Annotated in this window: 16 protein-coding genes and 1 pseudogene; 6 read left to right on the top strand and 11 right to left on the bottom strand. The window is 75.8% G+C overall.

The genetic code is table 11. The features are described 5' to 3' along the window. Positions 1–185: 185 nt before the first annotated feature. Positions 186–1,532: a serine hydrolase domain-containing protein gene (locus ACFPBZ_RS19720; protein ID WP_378037840.1), complete on the bottom strand. Its 1,347-nt coding sequence runs from the start codon at positions 1,530–1,532 to the stop codon at positions 186–188. A gap of 26 nt (positions 1,533–1,558) precedes the next feature. Beyond that, positions 1,559–1,720: a hypothetical protein gene (locus ACFPBZ_RS19715; RefSeq protein WP_378037804.1), complete on the bottom strand. Its 162-nt coding sequence runs from the start codon at positions 1,718–1,720 to the stop codon at positions 1,559–1,561. A 39-nt stretch (positions 1,721–1,759) separates the two neighbouring features. Here ACFPBZ_RS19715 and ACFPBZ_RS19710 point away from each other — a divergent pair, with 39 nt between their 5' ends. The 3 genes from ACFPBZ_RS19710 to ACFPBZ_RS19700 are packed head-to-tail and all read left to right on the top strand — an operon-like array spanning position 1,760 to position 4,013. Then, complete coding sequence (locus tag ACFPBZ_RS19710; protein ID WP_378037803.1) at positions 1,760–2,713, top strand: TIGR03557 family F420-dependent LLM class oxidoreductase; 954 nt, start codon at positions 1,760–1,762, stop codon at positions 2,711–2,713. Between the two features lie 11 nt (positions 2,714–2,724). Further along, entirely contained in the window at positions 2,725–3,345 is a 621-nt protein-coding gene (locus ACFPBZ_RS19705; protein WP_378037802.1) for a class I SAM-dependent methyltransferase, read from the top strand. A gap of 29 nt (positions 3,346–3,374) precedes the next feature. After that, a complete protein-coding gene (locus tag ACFPBZ_RS19700; protein ID WP_378037801.1) occupies positions 3,375–4,013 on the top strand; it encodes an NAD(P)-dependent oxidoreductase in 639 nt (212 codons plus the stop codon). A 60-nt stretch (positions 4,014–4,073) separates the two neighbouring features. Here ACFPBZ_RS19700 and ACFPBZ_RS19695 read toward each other — a convergent pair whose 3' ends face one another. The 4 genes from ACFPBZ_RS19695 to ACFPBZ_RS19680 form a co-directional block, all read right to left on the bottom strand. Next, positions 4,074–5,471, bottom strand: a complete 1,398-nt coding sequence (locus ACFPBZ_RS19695; RefSeq protein ID WP_378037800.1) for a dihydrolipoyl dehydrogenase family protein — start codon at positions 5,469–5,471, stop codon at positions 4,074–4,076. A 6-nt stretch (positions 5,472–5,477) separates the two neighbouring features. Continuing rightward, positions 5,478–6,176, bottom strand: coding sequence for an FAD-binding oxidoreductase (locus tag ACFPBZ_RS19690; protein ID WP_378037799.1), 699 nt, complete (start codon positions 6,174–6,176; stop codon positions 5,478–5,480). Then, positions 6,166–6,777, bottom strand: coding sequence for a sulfite oxidase-like oxidoreductase (locus tag ACFPBZ_RS19685; RefSeq protein WP_378037798.1), 612 nt, complete (start codon positions 6,775–6,777; stop codon positions 6,166–6,168). Before ACFPBZ_RS19685 ends, ACFPBZ_RS19690 begins: the two co-directional genes overlap by 11 nt. A gap of 82 nt (positions 6,778–6,859) precedes the next feature. Then, a complete protein-coding gene (locus ACFPBZ_RS19680) occupies positions 6,860–9,604 on the bottom strand; it encodes a helix-turn-helix transcriptional regulator (RefSeq protein ID WP_378037797.1) in 2,745 nt (914 codons plus the stop codon). Positions 9,605–9,830: 226 nt separating this feature from the next. On the opposite strand from ACFPBZ_RS19680, the gene ACFPBZ_RS19675 reads away from it, so the two are divergent. After that, on the top strand, positions 9,831–10,799 hold the full coding sequence (locus ACFPBZ_RS19675) for an alpha/beta hydrolase (protein ID WP_378037796.1): 969 nt from the start codon (positions 9,831–9,833) through the stop codon (positions 10,797–10,799). Between the two features lie 7 nt (positions 10,800–10,806). Here ACFPBZ_RS19675 and ACFPBZ_RS19670 read toward each other — a convergent pair whose 3' ends face one another. Beyond that, positions 10,807–12,396, bottom strand: coding sequence for an MFS transporter (locus tag ACFPBZ_RS19670; protein ID WP_378037795.1), 1,590 nt, complete (start codon positions 12,394–12,396; stop codon positions 10,807–10,809). A 138-nt stretch (positions 12,397–12,534) separates the two neighbouring features. Here ACFPBZ_RS19670 and ACFPBZ_RS19665 point away from each other — a divergent pair, with 138 nt between their 5' ends. After that, positions 12,535–13,356, top strand: coding sequence for an alpha/beta fold hydrolase (locus ACFPBZ_RS19665; protein WP_378037794.1), 822 nt, complete (start codon positions 12,535–12,537; stop codon positions 13,354–13,356). Between the two features lie 48 nt (positions 13,357–13,404). On the opposite strand, the pseudogene ACFPBZ_RS19660 reads toward ACFPBZ_RS19665, so the two are convergent. The 4 genes and pseudogenes from ACFPBZ_RS19660 to ACFPBZ_RS19645 all read right to left on the bottom strand — a co-directional run bounded on the left by ACFPBZ_RS19660 (position 13,405) and on the right by ACFPBZ_RS19645 (position 19,078). Next, positions 13,405–15,151: pseudogene (locus ACFPBZ_RS19660) on the bottom strand (thiamine pyrophosphate-dependent enzyme). Positions 15,152–15,227: 76 nt separating this feature from the next. Continuing rightward, on the bottom strand, positions 15,228–15,941 hold the full coding sequence (locus ACFPBZ_RS19655) for an alpha/beta fold hydrolase (RefSeq protein WP_378037793.1): 714 nt from the start codon (positions 15,939–15,941) through the stop codon (positions 15,228–15,230). A 79-nt stretch (positions 15,942–16,020) separates the two neighbouring features. Further along, a complete protein-coding gene (locus ACFPBZ_RS19650; protein WP_378037792.1) occupies positions 16,021–18,690 on the bottom strand; it encodes an ATP-binding protein in 2,670 nt (889 codons plus the stop codon). Between the two features lie 40 nt (positions 18,691–18,730). Next, positions 18,731–19,078, bottom strand: a complete 348-nt coding sequence (locus tag ACFPBZ_RS19645; RefSeq protein ID WP_378037791.1) for a hypothetical protein — start codon at positions 19,076–19,078, stop codon at positions 18,731–18,733. A gap of 89 nt (positions 19,079–19,167) precedes the next feature. On the opposite strand from ACFPBZ_RS19645, the gene ACFPBZ_RS19640 reads away from it, so the two are divergent. After that, entirely contained in the window at positions 19,168–19,515 is a 348-nt protein-coding gene (locus ACFPBZ_RS19640; RefSeq protein ID WP_378037790.1) for a UBP-type zinc finger domain-containing protein, read from the top strand. Positions 19,516–19,531: the final 16 nt, after the last annotated feature.

Raw genomic sequence — 19,531 nt, 5'->3', positions numbered from 1 at the left:
AGCGCGCTGCGCGTCCGCCGATGTCGAGCACTCATTCCGTCGTCCCCCCGCATACCTCCGACAAGTCCACAGGGCGTGCCCACCCGCCGCGTCGCGCACGCCTTCGACCACGGTCGTGTGCGTGCCCCGGTGCGCGAGGCCATGGGCTGGTGCAGCACGCCGAGAGGGCACGCACGGGGGCGGCGTCAGCCCGGACGCCACCCGTCGGGGACATCCCCGGGGATCACCTCGCCGGGCGCGTAGGGCTCGCGGGTGAACACGAAGCTGCCGAGGTCGAGGTGGCTCACGGCGCCGTCGGGCCCGCGCACCACCCGCAGCGTCTCCCCGGCGTAGTAGCCGTCGAGGCCGACCCAGGTCCCGTCGGGCCGCGGCCGGAACCGCGAGGTCCGGGCGCCGCCGCCGAGCCCGCCGAGGTGCAGCTCGTCGGGGCCGCGCAGCCGCAGCGCCACCGGGCTCGCCCCCCAGTACCAGGGCCCGAGCAGCGCGAGCAGTTCCGGATCGACCGCGGCGGGCGCCCACGGCGCCGGGAGGCGGGGCTCGCGGTCGGCCACCGTGGCGAGCAGGTCGGCGACGAGCGTGGAGATCGCCGGGCCCGAGGTGACGTTCGCGCACGCCACGGCGGCGAGGTCGGCGGCCGGGTCGACCCACAGGGTGGCGACGAAGCCGGGCATCGAGCCGGTGTGCCCGGCGAGGTCGCGGGACTGGTGGCGCATCAGCTGCAGACCGAGGCCCTGCGAGCGCAGCGGCTCCCCCGCCTCCGCGGGCGCCGACGGCACCCGCATCTCCTCGACGACGGCCCGCGGCAGGACGCGGTCGTCGCCCCGGAGCAGGAAGGCGCCGTAGCGGGCGAGGTCGTCGATCGTCGACCACAGCTGCCCGGCGGGTGCCATGAGGCCGTGGTCGTGCTCCGGCTCGGGCAGCAGGACGTCCGCCCACGGGTGCACTGCGAACCCCTCGGCGTGCGGCCCGACCGGGCGGTAGGTCGTGCGCCCCATCCCGAGCGGATCGAGGATCTCGTCCTGCATCGCGACGGTCCAGTCGGTGCCGCGCAGCGTCCCGACGAGCACTCCGAGCAGGCCGAACCCGACGTTGGAGTAGTGGTGGCGCCGGCCGGGCGCGCGCAGCGGCGGGCCCGCGACGAGGCTCGCGAGGTCGGGGCGCACCGAGCCGTCGGACCGCTCCCACCACGGGGCGCCGGTCTCGGCGGCGAGTCCCGACGAGTGCGCGAGCAGCTGCGCGATCGTCGCGTCGGCCGCCGGGGCGTCGGGGAGGTGCCGCCCGAGCTCGTCGTCGAGGGAGAGCAGGCCCTCCTCGCGCAGCCGCAGGACGAGCACCGCGACGAACGTCTTCGTGATCGAGCCGATGCGGTACTGCGTGTCGTCGTGCGGCGGGGCGTTCCCGACGAGGCCGCGGGCCCCCGACCACACGAGGGCGCCGTCGCGGACCACGCCGCCGACCAGCGAGGGCGCGCGGCCCCGCGACTGCTCGACGGCGAGGCGATGGGTCACGGCGTGGGCGGTGGCGTCGAGCAGCACCGCCCCAGTCTCGCCCTCGACGATCAGTTCGCGGGCGCGCCCGTGCCGGAGTCGGTGTCGCCGCGCTCGGCCGGGTGGTCGTTCTCGGTGAGCGAGACCGAGGCGACGACGTCGGAGGCGCTGCCGTACTCGACCGGCGGGATGGCGCGGATCGCGCGGGCGGTCTGGTCGTCGTCGGCGCACACGTCGTTCTCGCCCGGGCCGGCAGCGGGTAGCCGCCCCCCATGACCTCCTACGGGTACTTCCTGTCCTGCGAGCAGTACGGGCCGCACGAGCTGATCGACCAGGCCCGGCGCGCCGAGGACGCGGGCTTCGAGCGGCTCTGGATCTCCGACCACTTCCACCCGTGGAACGACCGCCAGGGCCAGAGCCCGTTCGTCTGGGGCGTGATCGGTGCGCTGTCGCAGGTCACCTCGCTGCCGGTGACCACCGCCGTGACCGCGCCGATCATCCGCATCCACCCCGCGATCCTCGCCCAGGCCACGGCCACCGCCGCGGTGCAGCTCGACGGCCGGTTCGTGTTCGGCGTCGGCACCGGGGAGGCGCTCAACGAGCACGTCCTCGGCGACCAGTGGCCCCCGATCGGCGAGCGCTTCGAGATGCTCGAGGAGGCCCTCGGGATCATCCGGCGGATGCACGAGGGCGGCGTGGTGAACCACCGCGGCAAGCACTACCGGGTCGACGACGCCCGCATCTACACGCTGCCCGAGAACCCGGTCCCGATCTACATCTCGGGCTTCGGCGAGCAGGCCACCGAGCTCGCGGCCCGGCTCGGGGACGGCTACTGCGGCGTGGCGCCCGACGCCTCGCTGCTCGAGACCTACCGGAACGCGGGAGGGAAGGGCCCGACCCAGGGCGGCACCAAGGTGTGCTGGGGCGCCGACCGCGAGGAGATGATCGACCACGCGCACCGGATGTGGCCGAACGACGCCTTCCCCGGGCAGCTCGCCCAGACCCTCCCCCGCCCCGCCGACTTCGAGGCCGCCGCGCAGCTCCTGCAGCGCGACGCGGTGCCCGACCTGTTCGCCTGCGGGTCGGAGGTCGACGAGCACACCTCCCAGCTGCGCTCCTACGCCGACGCCGGCTACGACGAGGTCTACGTCCAGCAGATCGGGCCCGACAAGGAGGGCTTCTTCTCCGCCTACGAGAAGGAGGTCCTGCCGGCCCTGCGCGGCTAGTCTCGCCCGCCGTGGGCGTCTGGTCGGAGCAGGTGGTGCCGCGGGTCACCGACGTGGCGCTGGGCCGGGCCGCGGTCACGCGGCTGCGGGAGCGGGCGCTGGCCCCGGCCACCGGGGTGGTGCTCGACCTCGGGTCGGGCTCGGCGCCCAACCTCCCGCTGATGCCGCCCGCGGTGACCCGGGTGCTCGCCGTCGAGCCGTCGGCGGTGGCCCGGCGGCTGGCGCGGCGGCGGTCGGGTCCGCCGCTCGAGCACGTCGGGCTCGACGGGGCGGCGCTGGAGCTTCCCGACGATGCCGTGGACACCGTCGTCAGCACGTTCACCCTCTGCACGATCCCCGACCTGGACGCCGCGCTCCGCGAGGTGGGACGGGTGCTGCGCCCGGGCGGGGAGTTCCTCTTCCTCGACCACGGGCTCGCGCCCGACCCCCGGGTCCAGCGGTGGCAGCACCGTCTCACCGGGCTTCAGCAGCGGCTGTTCGCGGGCTGCCACCTCGAGCGGGCGATCGACCGCCGGGTGGAGGCGGCCGGGCTGGTGGTCGGGGAGCTGGAGCACGCGGCCATGCCCGGTCCGTCGGTGCTGAACCACCTCTACCTCGGCCGGGCACGTCATTCCGGTCACGCTCCGGATTAGGAGTCCGGCGGCGGAGCCACCCCGGGACCATGAAGGTCACCGTGTTCGGGGCGACCGGCGGCGTCGGCCGGTTCGTCGTCCATCACCTGCTCGCCGACGGGCACGAGGTGACCGCCCTCGTCCGGTCGCCGGAGAAGCTCGGGGACCTGCAGTACGCGGTCGAGCTGATCACCGCGGAGCTCTCCGACACCGACGCGGTCGAGCGGGCCGTCGAGGGCGCCGACGCCGTCATCACCGCCTACGGCCCGCCGATCGACCCGTTCCTGTCGAGCACGCCGCTCACCGACGGCACCCGCACGATCGTCAAGGCGATGCACGCCGCGGGTGTCCGCCGGCTCGTCTCCCTCGCCACCGTCAGCGTCCCCGACCCCCGCGACCGGCCGCGGCTGCTCGACCGGCTCGTGCCGATCGGCATCGGTGTGCTCATCCCGGGTGCGCTGCGCGAGGTGCAGGGCATCCACGAGGTGGTGTCGACCTCCGACCTCGACTGGACGGTCGCGCGCATGTTCGCGCCGATCGACGCCCCGGAGAACCACACGCTGCGCTCGGGCTTCCTCGGCGTCGACCCGATAGGCGTGGAGATGACCCGCGCCGACGTCGCCCGGTTCCTCGTCGACCAGCTCACCAGCACCGAGTACGTGGGTGCGGCGCCGGCGATCAGCAACTAGGTGCTCCGCTCGTGAGCACTTTCCGGGGCTATAGCCCCGGAAAGTGCTCACGAGACGAAGTCACATCCCGTACGCCTCCAGCAGGCGCAGCCACACCTCGGACATCGTCGGGAACGACGGGACCGCGTGCCACAGGCGCGACAGCGGGACCTCCCCGACGACGGCGATCGTCGCGGCGTGGACCATGTCGGCGACGTCCTGCCCGACGAAGGTCGCGCCGACGATCACCTCGCGCTCGGTGTCGACGACGATCGTCGCGAACCCGTCATAGTCGTCGGCCTGCAGCGACCCGCCCGCGACGGAGCCGATCTCGTAGCTCACCGCGCGCACCGACAGCCCGGCGTCGCGGGCCGAGGCCTCGGTGTGCCCGACGGCCGCGATCTGCGGGTCGGTGAAGATCACCTGCGGGACCGCGGTCTGCTCGGCGGTCGCGGCGTGCTTCGAGTACCGCCCGCCCAGCTCCTCGCCGCGGGAGCGCGCGACGACCACGTCGCCGCAGATCCGCGCCTGGTACTTGCCCATGTGGGTCAGCTTCGCGCCGGTCGAGGCGTCACCGACGGCGTAGAGCCAGTCGCCGAGCACCGTGGTGGAGTCGTCGGCCGCGAGGGGCTTCCCGGGCTCGAGCCCCACGGTCTCCAGCCCGAGGTCGTCGGTGGTGGACCGGCGGCCGGCCGCGACGAGCAGCTCGGCGGCGCGCACCTCGGAGCCGTCGCCGAGGGTGGCCACCACCTCGTCCCCGTCGCGACGGACGGCCGTCATCGACGTCCCGAGCCGGATGTCCACGCCGTCGGCCTCGAGGGAGGCCTGCACCCGGCGGCCGGCCTCGGGCTCGGTGCCCGGCACCAGCCGCTCGCCGTGCTGGACGAGCGTGACCCGGGCGCCGAGGCGCTGGTAGGCGGTTGCCATCTCGACGCCGACCACGCCGCCGCCGAGGATCACCAGGGACGAGGGGATCTCCTTGACCTGCGTGGCCTCGCGGTTGGTCCAGGCGCCGACGTCGGCGATGCCGTCGACGGGCGGGGACGCGGGCACCGACCCGGTGGCGACCACGACGTTCCGGGCGGACACGGAGGTCGTCGTGCCGTCGTCGTGGGTGACCTCGACGGCGCGCTCGCCGGTGAGCCGCCCGTGGCCGCGGAGCAGGGTGATCCCGGCGCCGGAGAGCCAGTCGGCCTGACCTGAGTCGTCGGGGTTCGCGAACTGGTCGCGGCGCGCCAGCACCGCGGCGACGTCGATCGGGCCGGCGTCGACGCCCGGCATCCGGTCGACGGCGGCCTTGAGGTCGACGGGCCGCAGCAGCGCCTTCGACGGGATGCAGGCGTAGTACGAGCACTCCCCGCCGACGAGCCCGGCCTCGACCACCGCCGCCGAGAGCCCCTGCTGGTGCGCGCGGTCGGCCACGTTCTCGCCCACCGGGCCCGCGCCGATCACCACGACGTCGACGTCCAGATCAGCCATACGAACTCAGTCCTCTCCCGTCGGGCCGAACCGTTCGACCCGGATGCTCTCGGAGGGCTGCCCGGCCGACAGCAGGTGCGACTCCATCGCGAGGGTGAATCGTGCCGAGCCGCACACGAACGCGGTGGCGCCGGGGTCGGCGATCGCGCCGATCACCGCCGCGTCGAGCCGCGAGCCGCCCTTCTGGCGCGACAGCGCGACCAGCGCCCCGAACTCCTCGAGCTCCTCGCGGTAGGGCAGGTGCTCGGCCGTCCACGCCGACACCGCGAGGGAGAGCAGCTCGGGGCGCCCGATCTCCGTCGCGTGCCGCAGCATCGACACCAGGGGCGCCACCCCGCTCCCGCCGCCGATGCCGAGGGCGGGGGTGCGGCCGTCCCAAGCGAACCAGCGCCCGATCGGCCCGCGGACCTCGAGCTCGTCGCCCGGCTCGACGATCTCGGACAGGTAGCCCGACACCTCGCCGTCGGGGACCTTCTCCACGTAGAGCTCGACGAGGTCGTCCGAGGGGGCCGACACCGTGGAGTACGAGCGGCTCGCGGTGTAGCCGTCCTCGGCGCGCAGGCGCACCACGTAGTGCTGGCCGGGCCGGTGGACCACCCGCTCGGGCACCTTCAGCCGCAGGATCACCGCGAGGTCGCCGTGGTGGCGGACGTCGACGACGCTCGCGTCGCGCCAGATCGCGGCGCGCTGGGGATCAGTCGCCATCGAAGCGCTGCTCCTTCCACGGGTCGCCACGGTGGTGGTAGCCGTTGACCTCCCAGAAGCCCGGCTCGTCGTGGTCGAGCAGGTGGATCTTGGAGATCCACTTCGCGGACTTCCAGAAGTAGAGGTGCGGGACGATCATCCGCACCGGTCCGCCGTGCTCCCGCGAGATCGGCTTGCCCTCGTGCTCCCAGACGATCCACGCCTTGCCGCCGGTGACGTCCTCGATCGGGAGGTTGGTGCGGTACCGGGTGGTCGACTCCTCGACGACGAAGCTCGCTTCCGGCAGCGGCTGCGCGATCTCGAGCAGGGTGTCGAGGCTGATCCCGGTGAACGAGGTGTCGAGCTTCGACCAGGTGGTGACGCAGTGGATGTCGCCCTGATAGGTGTCCGTCCCCAGCGCCTTCAGCTCACGCAGCGACCACGTCGTCGGGTTCGCGACGAGGCCGTCGATCGACAGCGACCACTTCTCGGCGTCCACCCGCGGCGTCGACTCGGCCGTCAGCACCGGCCACGACTTCCCCACGTCGTACTGCCCCGGGGGCAGCCGCGGGTCGCGGTCCGTCTGCTTCCGTCGTCCGAGGAATCCCCGTGTGATCGCCATGTCCGCTCCTCCCAGCGCCGTCCGCCCACCCTAGGGAGGACGGATGCGGTCCGCGTCGGTCGAACGGCGCAGGTCTCCGAGATCATCCCGCCGGGGTGCGCAGCACCGACACCAGCTGGTGGCGGCCGCTGATCCCGAGCTTCGGGTAGGCGTGGTGCAGGTGGGAGCCGACCGTGCGCGGCGAGAGGAAGAGCCGCTCCGCGATCTCCCGGTTCCGCAGGCCCGAGGCGGCCAGACGCACGATCTCGCGCTGCTGCGGGGTGAGCTCCGCGAGCGGGTCGACCTGCGGCTCGACCTCCCGCCGGTCGCCGGACCCGGCGGCGCGCAGCTCGGCGCGCACCCGGTCGGCGGGGGCGGCGGCGCCGAGCGCGTCGAAGGCCTCGAGCGCCGCGACGAGCATCTCGCGGGCCTCGAGGGGACGTCGGCGGCGGCGCAGCCACTCGCCGTAGTGCAGCCGCACCGTGGCCCGCTCCACCGGCCAGTCCTGGCCCGTGGGGTCGGCCAGCGCCAGCCGGAAGTGGTGCTCGGCCTGCTGCTCGTCGCCGAGCAGGGCGTCGGCGTGGTGCAGCAGGATGCGCATGCGGGCCGAGGTCCGCGCCCCGAGGGCGGCACGGACCTTCCCGACGACGAGGGCCGCGTCCCGCCGCTCCTCCGGTCCGGTCGCGGCGGCGGCCAGGGACGCGACGAGGCGGGGGGACAGCCGGGGGTGCACGGGGTCGCCGTCGGGGGTGAAGGCCACCCGCAGGTGCCGGTAGGCGCGTCCCCGGTCGCCGTCGACCATCGCGGCGAGCGCCGTGGCCGCCCCGAGGCGGACCAGCAGGAAGCGGTTGTCGGCGAGGTCGACGCGCCGGCGGGCGGCGGCGACGATCGCGTGGGCCCGGTCGGGGTCGCCGCGCATCGCCGCGAGCACCGCCCGGGGTGCCGCGAGCTCGACCGCGACCCGGGTCATGCCCCGGGCGTCGGCCAGCTCCGTCCAGTGCGCGACGACGGCGTCGGCCTCGGTCCAGCGGCCGTGCTCGACGAGTAGCGTGGCCATGATCGGCACCCCGAAGGCGGCCGGACCCTCGTGGTGCATCCGGTCGTGGGCCCGGGCGAAGAGCTCCAGCGCGCGCCGCACGTCGTCCGCGCGATCGGCCAGGAACCCGAGGTTCTGGAGGTCGTCGGCGGTGGCCGCGGGGCCGGCGCGGCCGCCCTCGAGCATGCGCTCGAGCAGCCGGGCCGCCTCGCCCCGGTCGTAGACGGTGGCGCGGGCCCACATGAGGTCGGCGGGCGAGTCGGCGTCGGCGATCACCCGGCGGACCGCCTCCCGCACCTCGGGCCGGTCGACCACGGCGTCCGCCACGGCCCGGTGCTCGGGGGCGCCGGAGAAGTCGGCGGCCAGACGGAGGAACGACGCGAGCAGGACGCTGCCGGCGGGCGTGGCGCGGCCGATCAGCGGGACGACCTCCTGCATCCGTCGGACCGCCTCGCGCTGGCGGGCGTGGAGCAGGAGCGCCGCCGCGGCGAGCAGCGTGGTGACCACGAGCACCGTCGGGTCGTCGGTCTCCGCGCGGATCGCCTCGCGCTGCTCGGCGACCCCGTCGGCGTCGCCCGCCGCGTAGGACGCCTGCAGCGCGAGGTGGTGGCGCTCCAGACGGGTCCCGGGGTCCGGCGAGCACGCGGCGGCCCGCTGCCAGGCCCGGGCCTGCGCCCGGTGGTCGCCCCGGTCGCCGGCACGCCCCGCGGCGGCGGCGAGGTCGGCGGCGACGGACTCGTCGGGCACGAGGCAGGCGCGGGCGCGCTGCCAGGCGGCGACGTCGGGATCGTCGTCCGCGGCGGCGAGGGCGAGGCGCGCGGTCCGGCGGTCGGCGGCGGGGGTCGTCGCGTAGGCCGCGGCCCGGGCCAGCGGGTGGCGGAACGACACGGCGGCGCCCTCGACCAGGACGATCCCCGCCCGCTCGGCCGGGCCCCACGCCGCGAGGTCGTCCGGGGCGGTGCCGGCCGCGGCCTGGATCGTCGCGACCGGTTCCCCGTCGGCCACCGCGGCGTAGGACAGCAGCCGACGGGTCGGCGCGGGCAGCTCCCGGATGCCGGGGCCGAACAGGCCGTCGACCCGGTGCGAGAGGTCGGCAGGCAGGGCGGTCCCAGCGTCCGCGAACTCCTCGAGGGCGAGGGGGTTGCCGCGCCCGGCCGCGAGGACCTCGCGCCGCACGGCGGCGGGCAGCCCCGGCGACCGGCGGTCGACCACCGCCGCGGCCGCGCGGTCGTCGAGCGGCCCCAGCGCGAGGGTGGGCAGCGAGGCGTCGCCGGGCAGGGGACGCACATCCCCCCGCCCGGCCAGGACCAGCCCGATGCGGTCGACCCCGCTGAGGCGCCGGGTGACGAAGACGATCGCCCGCAGCGACTCGCGGTCGAGCCGGTCGGCGTCGTCCACCACGAGCAGGACCGGGCCCCGGCGGGCCGCGCGGCGCAGGAGCAGCAGCACCCCGAGGTGCAGCGCGCCGGTCGGGGTGCCGTCCGCGTCGCCGGCCAGGGCGGCGGAGACCGCGGCGCGCGGGTGCTCCGGCAGCTCGTCGACGAGGTCGGCCAGCGGGAGCAGCAGCTGGCCGAGGGCGGCGAAGGGGGTCTCGGACTCGTCGTGGCAGCCGTCGGCCGCGAGGACGCGCACCCCGGCGGCGGCGGCGGACCCGGCGCCGTGGGCGAGCAGGGCGGTCTTGCCGATCCCGGCCTCGCCGAGCACCACGACGGCGGGGCGCTCGGCCCCGGGACGGACGGTCGTCGCGAGGACCGCGTCGACGAGGGCGTCGAGGACGGCGAGCTCGGGGCCGCGGCCGACGAGGGCCGTCACCGCACCGTCGAGCGGCCGCTCATCGGCATCTCCTCCCGTCGACGCGGCCAGGATAGATACGACTCCCGTCCTCGCCATCCGTCGAGCGGAGGACGGTCGCGGGCGCGGCGTACGTCATCGCCCCCCGGCATCGGTCGGTCGACCGCTTCCGCCCCGGCGAGATGGTTGCGGACGTGAACGACCGCTACCGTGCGGGACGAGGAGCGGAGATCGTGAGGAGCGGGCCGTGACGGGAGCCGACGACCGGGGCGTGGTCCTCGACCCCGCGTGCGCCCGGCTCCTGCGGGGCCTCGAGGGCCCGCCGCCGCTGCACCGGCTGGGGACCCACGACGGCCGCGAGGCGCTGCGCGAGCTGCAGGACGACCGGCTCGAGGGGCCCGGCGTCGAGGTCGAGCTCCACACCGCCCCGGTGGGGCCCGCCGGCCTCGTCGGCTTCCGCGTCGTCCGCCCCGTCGGCGTCGAGGGGCCGCTGCCCGTGGTGCTCCACCTCCACGGCGGCCGGTGGGTCACCGGGGACGCCGACACGCACGGCTTCCTGATCCGCACGCTCGCGACCGGCGCGCGGGCGGCCGTCGTCGTGCCGGAGTTCACGCTGGTGCCCGAGGCGCGCTACCCGGTGGCCGTCGAGGAGGCCTACGCGACGCTGCTGTGGGTGGTCGGGCACGCGGGCGAGCTCGGGCTCGACCCCGGCCGGGTGGCCGTGGCCGGCGACTGCACCGGCGCGACGACCGCCACGGTGCTCGCGATGCTCGTCCAGCGCCGCGGGGGCCCGCGCCTGGCCGCCCAGCTCCTCTACTACCCCTGGGCCGACCCGCGCTGCGACTCCGACTCCCACCGCGAGTTCGCCGACGTTCCCGTGCTCTCCCGCGACGCCGCGCGCTGGTACTGGCAGCAGTACCCGGGCTCGCCCCGCGACCTCGGCGACGCCGCGTTCGCCCCCGCCCGGGCCACACGCGAGGACCTCGTCGGGCTCCCCCCGACGCTGGTCGTCACCGCCGAGGTCGACGTGGTCCGCGACGAGGCCGAGGCCTACGGGCGCGCCCTGCGCGAGGCCGGCGTGGAGGTGCTGGCCACCCGCTACCTGGGCGTGGTCCACGACTTCGTGACGCTGCGCCCGCTGCGGGACGTCCCCGCCGCGCGGGCGGCCCGGCGGGAGGGCGCCGCCTTCCTCGCGGACGCCCTCGCCACCGCCTGAGCGGCGGTCAGTGGCGCACGACGAAGGTGGTCGCGGGCTCGTCGACGTGCTCGGCGAGCGCGGTGACCCGGTCGAGGGCCTCGCGGTCGTACCCGGTCAGCCGCTCCCGCTGCTGGCGCGTGTACTCGTCCCAGCTCGGGAGCGTGAACTCCTCGACGAAGGCGTCCGCCTCGCCGGCGTCGCGCGCCAGCGACCAGTCCGTGGCGCCCGTCCGGCGCCGCGAGTCGCGCAGCCGGTCGACGGCGGCCAGGAACTCGTCGTGGTGCGCGGTGGCCACGCGGTAGCCGACCCGGACCACCACGGGCGCGGCGACGACGTCGGGCGTGAGCGCGACCTCGGGGGCGCACCAGGCGTCGGTGGTGGTGCGGTCGCCGGGGTCGGCGTCGAGCAGCGGCCACCGCAGCGCCGTGAAAGCCCCGACCAGGAGCAGCACCCCGGCCACCACGAAGGTCGCGCCCACGCCGATCCGCCCGGCCAGCGCGCCCCAGAGCGCGGCACTGATCGCGAACGTGGTGAACAGGACCAGCTGGTAGATCGACAGCGCGCGGGCCCGCACCCAGGCGGGCAGGAACGCCTGCAGGGCCGAGTTCAGCCCGGCGATCACCGCGATCCACGCGACCCCGGCGGGCAGCAGCGCGACGAACACCACGACGGTGGAGCCCGACGTGCCGACCACGAGCATGGACAGCCCGGAGAGGACGCCGGAGCCGAGCAGGATGCGGGTGGCCGACACCCGGTGCTGCACCCGTGGCAGCAGCAACGCCCCGGCCACCGACCCCACGCCCGCGGCGCCGAGCAGCAGCCCGTAGCCGGAGGCGCCGAGCCCGAGCCGGTCGTGCGCGACGAGGGCGAGCAGCGCCCACAGCACGTTCGCGGGCGCGGCGAACACCAGCAGGCGCACCACGAGGCGGCGCACCCGCGGGGCGTGGCGCACGTAGCGACCACCCGCCTCGAGCCCGGCGAGGAACGCCTGGCGGGTCCCGGGTGCCCGTGGGGGCGAGGGCGCCCGCAGCAGCGCCACCGCGAAGACGGTGAAGCTCAGCGCGTTGAGGGCGAAGAGCCCGCCCACCCCGAGCAGGGGGACGAGCGCCCCGGCGACGGCCGGGCCCACGGCCCGCGCGAGGTTGACCGCGATCGAGCCCAGGGCCGCGGCCGGCCCGAGCTGGGCGCGCGGCACCAGGTCGGGGACGAACGCCTGGTAGGCGGGCATCTGCGCGGCCGCCCCGCACCCGAGCAGGAAGGTGAACGCCAGCAGCACCGTCGGGCTCGTCGCCCCGAGGTAGGTCAGCACCGCCAGCGCGACGGCCACGAGCAGCTGGAAGAGCTGGACCACGAGCAGCATCCGGCGCCGGTCGACGAACTCGGCCACCACGCCCGCCGGGAGCGTCAGCAGGAGCACCGGCAGCGACGAGGCGCTCTGCACCAGCGCCACCAGGGCCGACCCGGAGCCGCCGCCGACGAGCAGCCACTGCGCGCCGACGGTCTGCATCCAGGTGCCGAGGTTGCTCACCAGCGAGGCGATCCAGATCGCCCGGAAGGCCGGACGGGCGAGCGGCGCCCAGGCCGACACGGGGGCGGGGGGAGCCGTCGTCGTCACCGGACGAGCGTGTCGTGCCCCGTCCCGCCCCGGCATCGGTCGGTCGACGCAGGCGCCCAGGTTGCGTCGAGCGACCGATGCGGCGGCGGACGCCGCGACGGGAGGGTCGGGGTCCACCCCCGGGAGAAGAGAGCCGACATGCCCTACCTGACCACGTCCGACGGCACCGAGATCTACTACACCGACCAGGGCTCGGGCCGGCCCGTGCTGCTCAGCCACGGCTGGCCCCTGTCGTCGGACGCCTGGCAGGTCGAGGTCAAGCTGCTCGCCGACCACGGCTACCGCGCGATCGCGCACGACCGCCGCGGCCACGGGCGCTCGTCGAAGACCTACACCGGCAACGACATGGACACCTACGCCCGCGACGTCGCCGAGCTCGTCGAGTCGCTCGACCTGCGCGACCTCGTCCTGATCGGCCACTCGACCGGCGGCGGCGAGATGGTGCGCTACGCGGCCCAGCACGGCGTCGGCCGCGTCTCGAAGATCATCACCGCCGGGGCGGTACCGCCGGTCATGGTCAAGAAGGACTCCAACCCCGACGGCCTGCCGATCGAGGTCTTCGACGGCATCCGCGCGGGCGTGCTGCGCGACGCGTCGCAGTTCTGGATCGACCTCGCCGAGTCCTTCTTCGGCGCCAACCGCGAGGGCAGCTCCGTCTCCGAGGGCGCCAAGCGCGACTTCTGGCGCCAGGGGATGAACGTCAACCTCGCGGCCGCCTACGACTGCATCAAGGCCTTCTCGGAGACCGACTTCACCGAGGACCTGAAGGCGCTGCGCGTGCCGATCATGGTGGCCCAGGGCGACGACGACCAGATCGTGCCGATCGGCGACGCCGCGTACAAGACGATCGAGCTCGTCCAGGACGGCACGCTCAAGGTCTACCCGGGGGCGCCGCACGGCGTCTACGGCGACTACCAGGCCGCGCTCGACCAGGACATCCTCGACTTCATCAAGCAGTAGCACCGCCGCCCCGGCGCCCGCGGAGTCGTTCGCGGGCGCCGGCGGCGTCTAGTGCGGGATGTTGCGCAGGTTCTGCCGGGCCATCTCGACGAGGCCCCCGACCCCGCCGGCGAGCACCGTCCTCCCGACCGCCAGGGCGAAGCCGCGGGCCTCGGCCACCGTCACGTGCGTGGGCACCTCGAGGGCGTCCGCCGTGGTCACCACGTGCAGCAGCGCCGGGCCGTCGTGTGCGAAGACCTCCCGGGCCGCCTCCCGCAGGTCGCCGGGCTCGGTCACGCGGCGGGCGAGGAAGCCCATCGCCGCGGCGATGGCGGCGAAGTCGACGTGGTCGTGGTCGGTCTCGAACGGCGGGTCGCCCGCGACGAGCATCTCGAGCCGGACCATGCCGAGGCTCGAGTTGTCGAAGACGACGACCTTGACCGGCAGCGCGTGGGTGCGCACGGTGAGCAGCTCCCCCAGCAGCATCGCGAGCCCGCCGTCCCCGGAGAACGTGACCACCTGCCGGCCGGGGTGCGAGACCTGCGCGCCGACCGCGAGCGGCAGCGCGTCGGCCATCGACCCGTGCACGAACGAGCCCAGGATCCGTCGCCGGCCGTTCGGGGTGATGTAGCGGGCCGCCCAGGTGCAGCACATCCCGGTGTCGACGGTGAACACCGCGTCGTCGGCCGCGACCTCGTCGACGACGCGGGCCAGGTACTCGGGGTGGATCGGCACCCGCTGGTGGTGCTCGCCCGTGTAGGCCTCGACGGCGTGGCTGACGTGCCGCTCGGTGGCGACGAGCATCGCGTCGAGGAACGAGCGGTCGGTGCGCTGCTCCAGCAGCGGCAGCAGGCCCCGCAGCGCCGCGCCGACGTCCCCGACGAGGCCTTGCACCAGCGGGGTGCGCCGACCCAGACGCTCCGGCGCGATGTCGATCTGGACGACGTTCGCGGTCGGCAGGAAGTCGTCGTAGGGGAAGTCGGTGCCGAGCATCAGCACGAGGTCGGCCTCGTGCAGGGCCCGGTAGCAGGCGCCGTAGCCGAGCAGCCCGGTCATCCCGACGTCGTAGGGGTTGTCGTACTGCAGGACGTCCTTGCCGCGCAGCGTGTGCCCGACCGGGGCCTGCAGCCGCCCGGCCAGCTCCAGGACCTCGTCGCGGGCGTCGGCGCACCCGATGCCGGCGAAGATCGCGACGCGCCCCGGCGCCGGCGATCCGGGTCGCGAGCTCCTGCAGGGCGCCCGGGTCGGGCGTGGTCGGCGCGGGCGCGGTGACGGTGGCGCCGATGCGCTCCCCGGTGCCGTGCTCGGCGAGGACGTCGCCGGGAAGCACCAGCGTCGCCGCGCCGCGCCGGCCCACCGCGTTCTGCACCGCGAGCCGGGTCAGCCGGGCGACCTGCGACGGTTGGGAGACGGTCTCGCAGTAGTGCCCGGCCTGCGCGAACAGCGCCTCCGGGCGGGTCTCCTGGAAGAAGCCCGAGCCGATCTGGCGGGAGGTGATGTGGGAGGCGAGGGCGAGAACCGGTGCCCCCGAGCGGTGGGCGTCCATGACGCCCTGGAGCAGGTGGGTGTTGCCGGGGCCGCAGCTGCCGGCGCACACCGCGAGGCGGCCGGTCAGCTGGGCCTCGGCGGAGGCGGCGAACGCGGCCGCCTCCTCGTGGCGGACGTGGACCCAGTCGATGCCGCCGCGGTCCGCGCCGCCGCGGCGGCGGATCGACTCGGTCAGGGCGTTGAGGCTGTCCCCCGCGAGGCCGTAGATGCGGTGCACCCCGGCGTCGAGCAGGGCGTCGACGAGGTCGTCGGCTGCGGTGCGGCTCATACGAGCGACCGTGCCGGGGGCGCCGGGCGGTCCGCATCGGTCGACCGACCGGTCCGGCCGTCCCGGGACCCCGTCGTCAGCTCGCCGTGGCCCGGATCGCCTCCCGGATGACGTCGGCGGACTCCTTCGGGTGGGAGAGCATCACGAGGTGCGAGGAGTCGACCTCGGTGACCCTCGCCCCGGCGCGCTCGTAGCCGAAGCGCTCGACGTCGGGGTTGATCGTCCGGTCGGAGGTCGAGACGATCCCCCAGGACGGCTTCGCCTTCCAGGCCGCGGCGGAGGCGGGCTCGCCGAACGCCGCCGCGGCCAGGGGCCGCTGCGCCACGGCGAGCACCCGGGTGATCGCGGGGTCGACGTCGGCGGCGAACACGTCGTGGACCTTCGCCGGGTCGACCGAGACGTCCACCCCGGTCTCGCCGCCGGGCAGCGGGAACTCCGTCTGCACCAGGGCGGTGGCGAGGTCCGAGTCGGGGAATCGGCCCTGCAGCTCGCCGAGGCTCTCGCCCTCCTCCAGGGCGTAGCCGGCGAGGTAGACCAGGGCGCGGACGTTGTCCTCGATCCCGGCCACGGTGATCACGGCTCCCCCGTAGGAGTGCCCGACGAGCACCACGTCGCCCGGGATCTGCCGGACGACGGAGGCGATGTAGGCGGCGTCGCCGTTCAGCGAGCGGTTGGGCACGGCCGGGGCGACGACGGGGACGTCGGAGTCGAGCAGCTCCGGGATGAGCGCGCGGAAGCTCGAGGCGTCGGCGAAGGCGCCGTGGACGAGGACGACGGTGGGACCGGGCATCGGGGGTTCCTCCTGGGTCGGTGAGGAGTCCGATCGTGCGGGGCACCGGGCCGGTCCGGCATCGGTCGGGCGACCGCTCTCAGCCGTCCCGGCCGTCGGCGAGCAGCTCGCGGCGGTGGGTCACGCCGAGCTTGCGGAACGCGCGGTGCAGGTGGGTGCTCACCGTGCGCGGGGAGATCAGCAGGTGGTCGGCGATCCGGCGGTTCGACAGTCCCCGCCCGGCGAGGACCACCACCTGGCGCTCCTGCGCGGTCAGGGTGTCGAGCTCCCCGTCCCGCCGCCGCCCGGCCGCGTCGAGCTCCCGGTCGACCACCGCGTCCCACCGGGTGCGGCCGATACCCGCGAACAGCTCCCGCGCGTGCTCCAGCAGACGGCGTGCGTCGCGCACCCGGCGGGCGCGCCGCAGCCGGATGCCGTGGGCGAGGGCGAGCCGGGCCCGCAGGAAGGGGCTGGCCAGCGGCGCCGTGTGCAGGGCGCGCTCCACGGCCGCGTCGGCGGGGACGTCGTCGGCGAGCAGGGCGCGGGCGTAGGCGAGCTGGTCGGCGAGGAACGGGGAGGACGTGGTGGTGACGAGGCCCTCGAGGGTCGCCAGGTGCGGGGCGAGCTCGTCGAGCCGGTCGCTGCGCAGGCAGGCCTCGGCGTGGTCGGCGAAGCCCCACCAGGCGACGTGGCTGTCGACGTCGAGCAGCTCCCCCATCACGTCGGCGGCCTCGCCGACGCGGCCCGCGGCCAGGTCGGAGGCCCCCCGGGCCAGGCCGAACATCGCGCGGTGGAACGGCGTCAGGCTCCCGGCGGGCAGCTCCGCGAGGACCCGGTGCAGCCGTGGGTGCGGGTCGCCGGGATCGGGGCGCACCCCGTCGAGCCAGGCGAGGACGATCACCGGGCCGAGCGTCCAGAAGTACTGGTGGGTCTCCCGGGCGAGGGCCTCCGCCCGGTCCGCGGTGCCCTCCGCCTCTGCGAACCGGCCCAGCAGCAGGTGGCACCACGCCAGGGACACGAGGGCCTGCGCGGCGGCGGCGCGGCGGCCCTCGGCCAGCAGGGCGTCCGCGACGGCGGGCAGCTCCGCGGCGCCGAGCGCGAAGTCGAACGCGCGGGTCGCGGCGGTGACGAGCACCCGGCGGCTCTCCGGCTCGAGGTCGTCGCGCGCGAGGGCCCGGGCGACCGTCGCGACGACGACGCCGGCGAGGTCCGGGTCCTGCGCCACGGTCTGGAGACCCACCGGCTCGTCGGGATGGGCGGCGACGATGTCGCGGGCGGCCGCGAGCACCGGGTCCCGCACGTGGGGCCACGGCGAGAAGGAGAGCCGGTGCAGCACGCGCAGCGCGAACCCCGCCCGGCCGTGCTCCGCGGCCCGGCGCACGGTCGCGACGAAGTCGGCCACCCGCTGCGGCGACCACGCGTCCGGCGCCCAGTCGTCCTGGTGCAGCAGCAGGTGCAGGCTCTCGGTCCAGCCGACGACGTCGGTGGAGACCTTCGCGAGCATCCGGTCACCGGTGTCCCGGTCGCCCACCTCGATGGCGAGCTCGGTGGCCCGCGCGGCGCGCCGCGACGCGGCCTCCGGGTCCTCGCCGCGGTCGACGGCGCGCTCGAGCAGGACCAGCGCGACCTGCGGCGCGCCGCGGGCCACCGCCGCCTCGGCGACGGTCTCGAGCTCGGCCGCCACCCGCTCGTCGGCCACCACCACCTCGGAGCGGTGCCACGCCCGGCGCTCCGGGTCGTCGGCCAGCACGTGCGCGAGCGCCCCGTGGGCGGCCCGCAGGGCCGGGGCGCCCGCCTGCCGCAGGACCGCGGACCGGACCAGCGGGTGCCGGAAGCGCACGCGGTCGCCCTCGAGGTCGACGATGTCGCTCGCGACCGCCGGGTGCAGGTCGTCGAGCCCGGGCGGGCGCCCGAGCACCTCCGCGCCCGCCCGCAGCGCCTCGGTCACCGACCCGCCGGTGTTCGCGGCGATCAGCAGGACGAGCGCCGCCGGGATCGGGGGCAGCACCTCGACCTGCCGCGCGAAGGCCCGCTCGAGGCGCCGGGTGAGAGTGATCGATCCCCGGCCCGCGACCGCGGGGTCGAGGGTGTCGGGGAGCTCGACGAGCGCCAGCGGGTTCCCCTGCGCGAGGTCCAGCGCCCGCGTCCGCACCGCGGGGTCGAGCCCGGGGTGCACGCGGTCGAGCAGGGTCGCGGAGGCCGCGGACCCCAGCGCGCCCAGGACGAGCTCGTCGACGTCCTCGAAGGTGGGGCCGACCCCGGCCCGGACCGCCACCACCACGTCGAAGGCCGACGTCCCGGCCCGCCGGGCGAGGAAGCGGACCACGGCCAGCGAGTCGGGGTCGAGCCACTGCGCGTCGTCGACCACCACCACGGGACCGCCCGCGCCGGGGACGCCCAGCAGGGCGAGCGAGGCCACCGAGACGAGGAACGCGGTCCGGGCGGCGTCGCCCGCGGCGTCGGACACCAGCCCGAGGGCCGCGAGCAGGGCGGAGCGCTGCGGCGCGGGCAGGGCGTCGACGCCGTCGAGGACCGGGGAGAGCAGTTCGTGCAGCGCCGCGTAGGGCAGGGCGGTCTCCGACTCCGAGCCGGTCACCCGCAGGACCGGGCGCCCGCGGTCCCCGGCGAGGCGGACCACCCGCCCGAGGAGGCTCGTCTTGCCGATCCCGGGCTCGCCGACGAGGACCACCGCGGGGCCGTCGCCCGCCACGAGGCGCTCCAGGCGACCGAGGACGTCCGCGCGCCCGAGCAGGTCGCCCGTCGGTGCCACCGCCGCCCCACCCCTCCCTGCCCGCGGACAGGGTAGGGGGTCAGCCCGCGGCGACGGCCTCCTCGGCGGGCCGGGGGTCGGCGTGCGGGTGGTTGACGAACAGGACCGCCACGACGTTGGCCGCGAGGTCGATGACGATGCTGTCGGTCGCGAGCATGATGCCGAGGGCGACCACGCCGAGGGCCAGCTCGTGGGGCGGGCGGTCGGGCAGCCCGGCGAGGTTGCGCAGGGCCCGCACGAGCACCGGGTACTGCGCCACGTCCTCCCGCTCCGCCACCGACCCGAGCCCGCGGCCGAGCCGGCGGCCGGCCTCGCGCAGCTGCCCGGCGCCGGCGACGACGACCTGCGACACGGGTTGGATCACGGTGGAGGTCGCCAGGGGGGTCATGCCGGTCAGCCTGGGCGGCCCGGCGCCGCCCCGGCATCGGTCATCCGACCGATACCCGCGGCACCCGCCCGGAGGGCAGGATCGTCGCCGTGACCGAGACCTCCGAGATCGACCCGGCGGCGGCGCCGTCGGGACCGGGCTGCCTCGAGTGCGAGCAGACCGACGGCTGGTGGTTCCACCTGCGGCGCTGCGCCGCGTGCGGCCACGTCGGCTGCTGCGACTCGTCGCCCTCCCAGCACGCGACCGCCCACGCCCGCTCCGCGGGCCACCCGATCCTGACGAGCTACGAGCCCGGCGAGTACTGGTTCTACGACGACCGCACCGGCGACGTGGCCGAGGGACCCGACATCGCGGCGCCGCGCCACCACCCCGAGGACCAGACCACCCCGGGGCCGGAGGACCGTGTCCCCGCCGACTGGGTGAGCCGGCTGCACTGACCCCGTGTCCCGGTGG

The organism is Actinomycetospora atypica, assembly GCF_042653685.1.
GTDB classification, from domain to species: domain Bacteria; phylum Actinomycetota; class Actinomycetes; order Mycobacteriales; family Pseudonocardiaceae; genus Actinomycetospora; species Actinomycetospora atypica.
The sequence above is the reverse complement of the archived record's forward strand: the minus strand, read 5'-3'. Positions and strand labels throughout refer to the sequence as shown.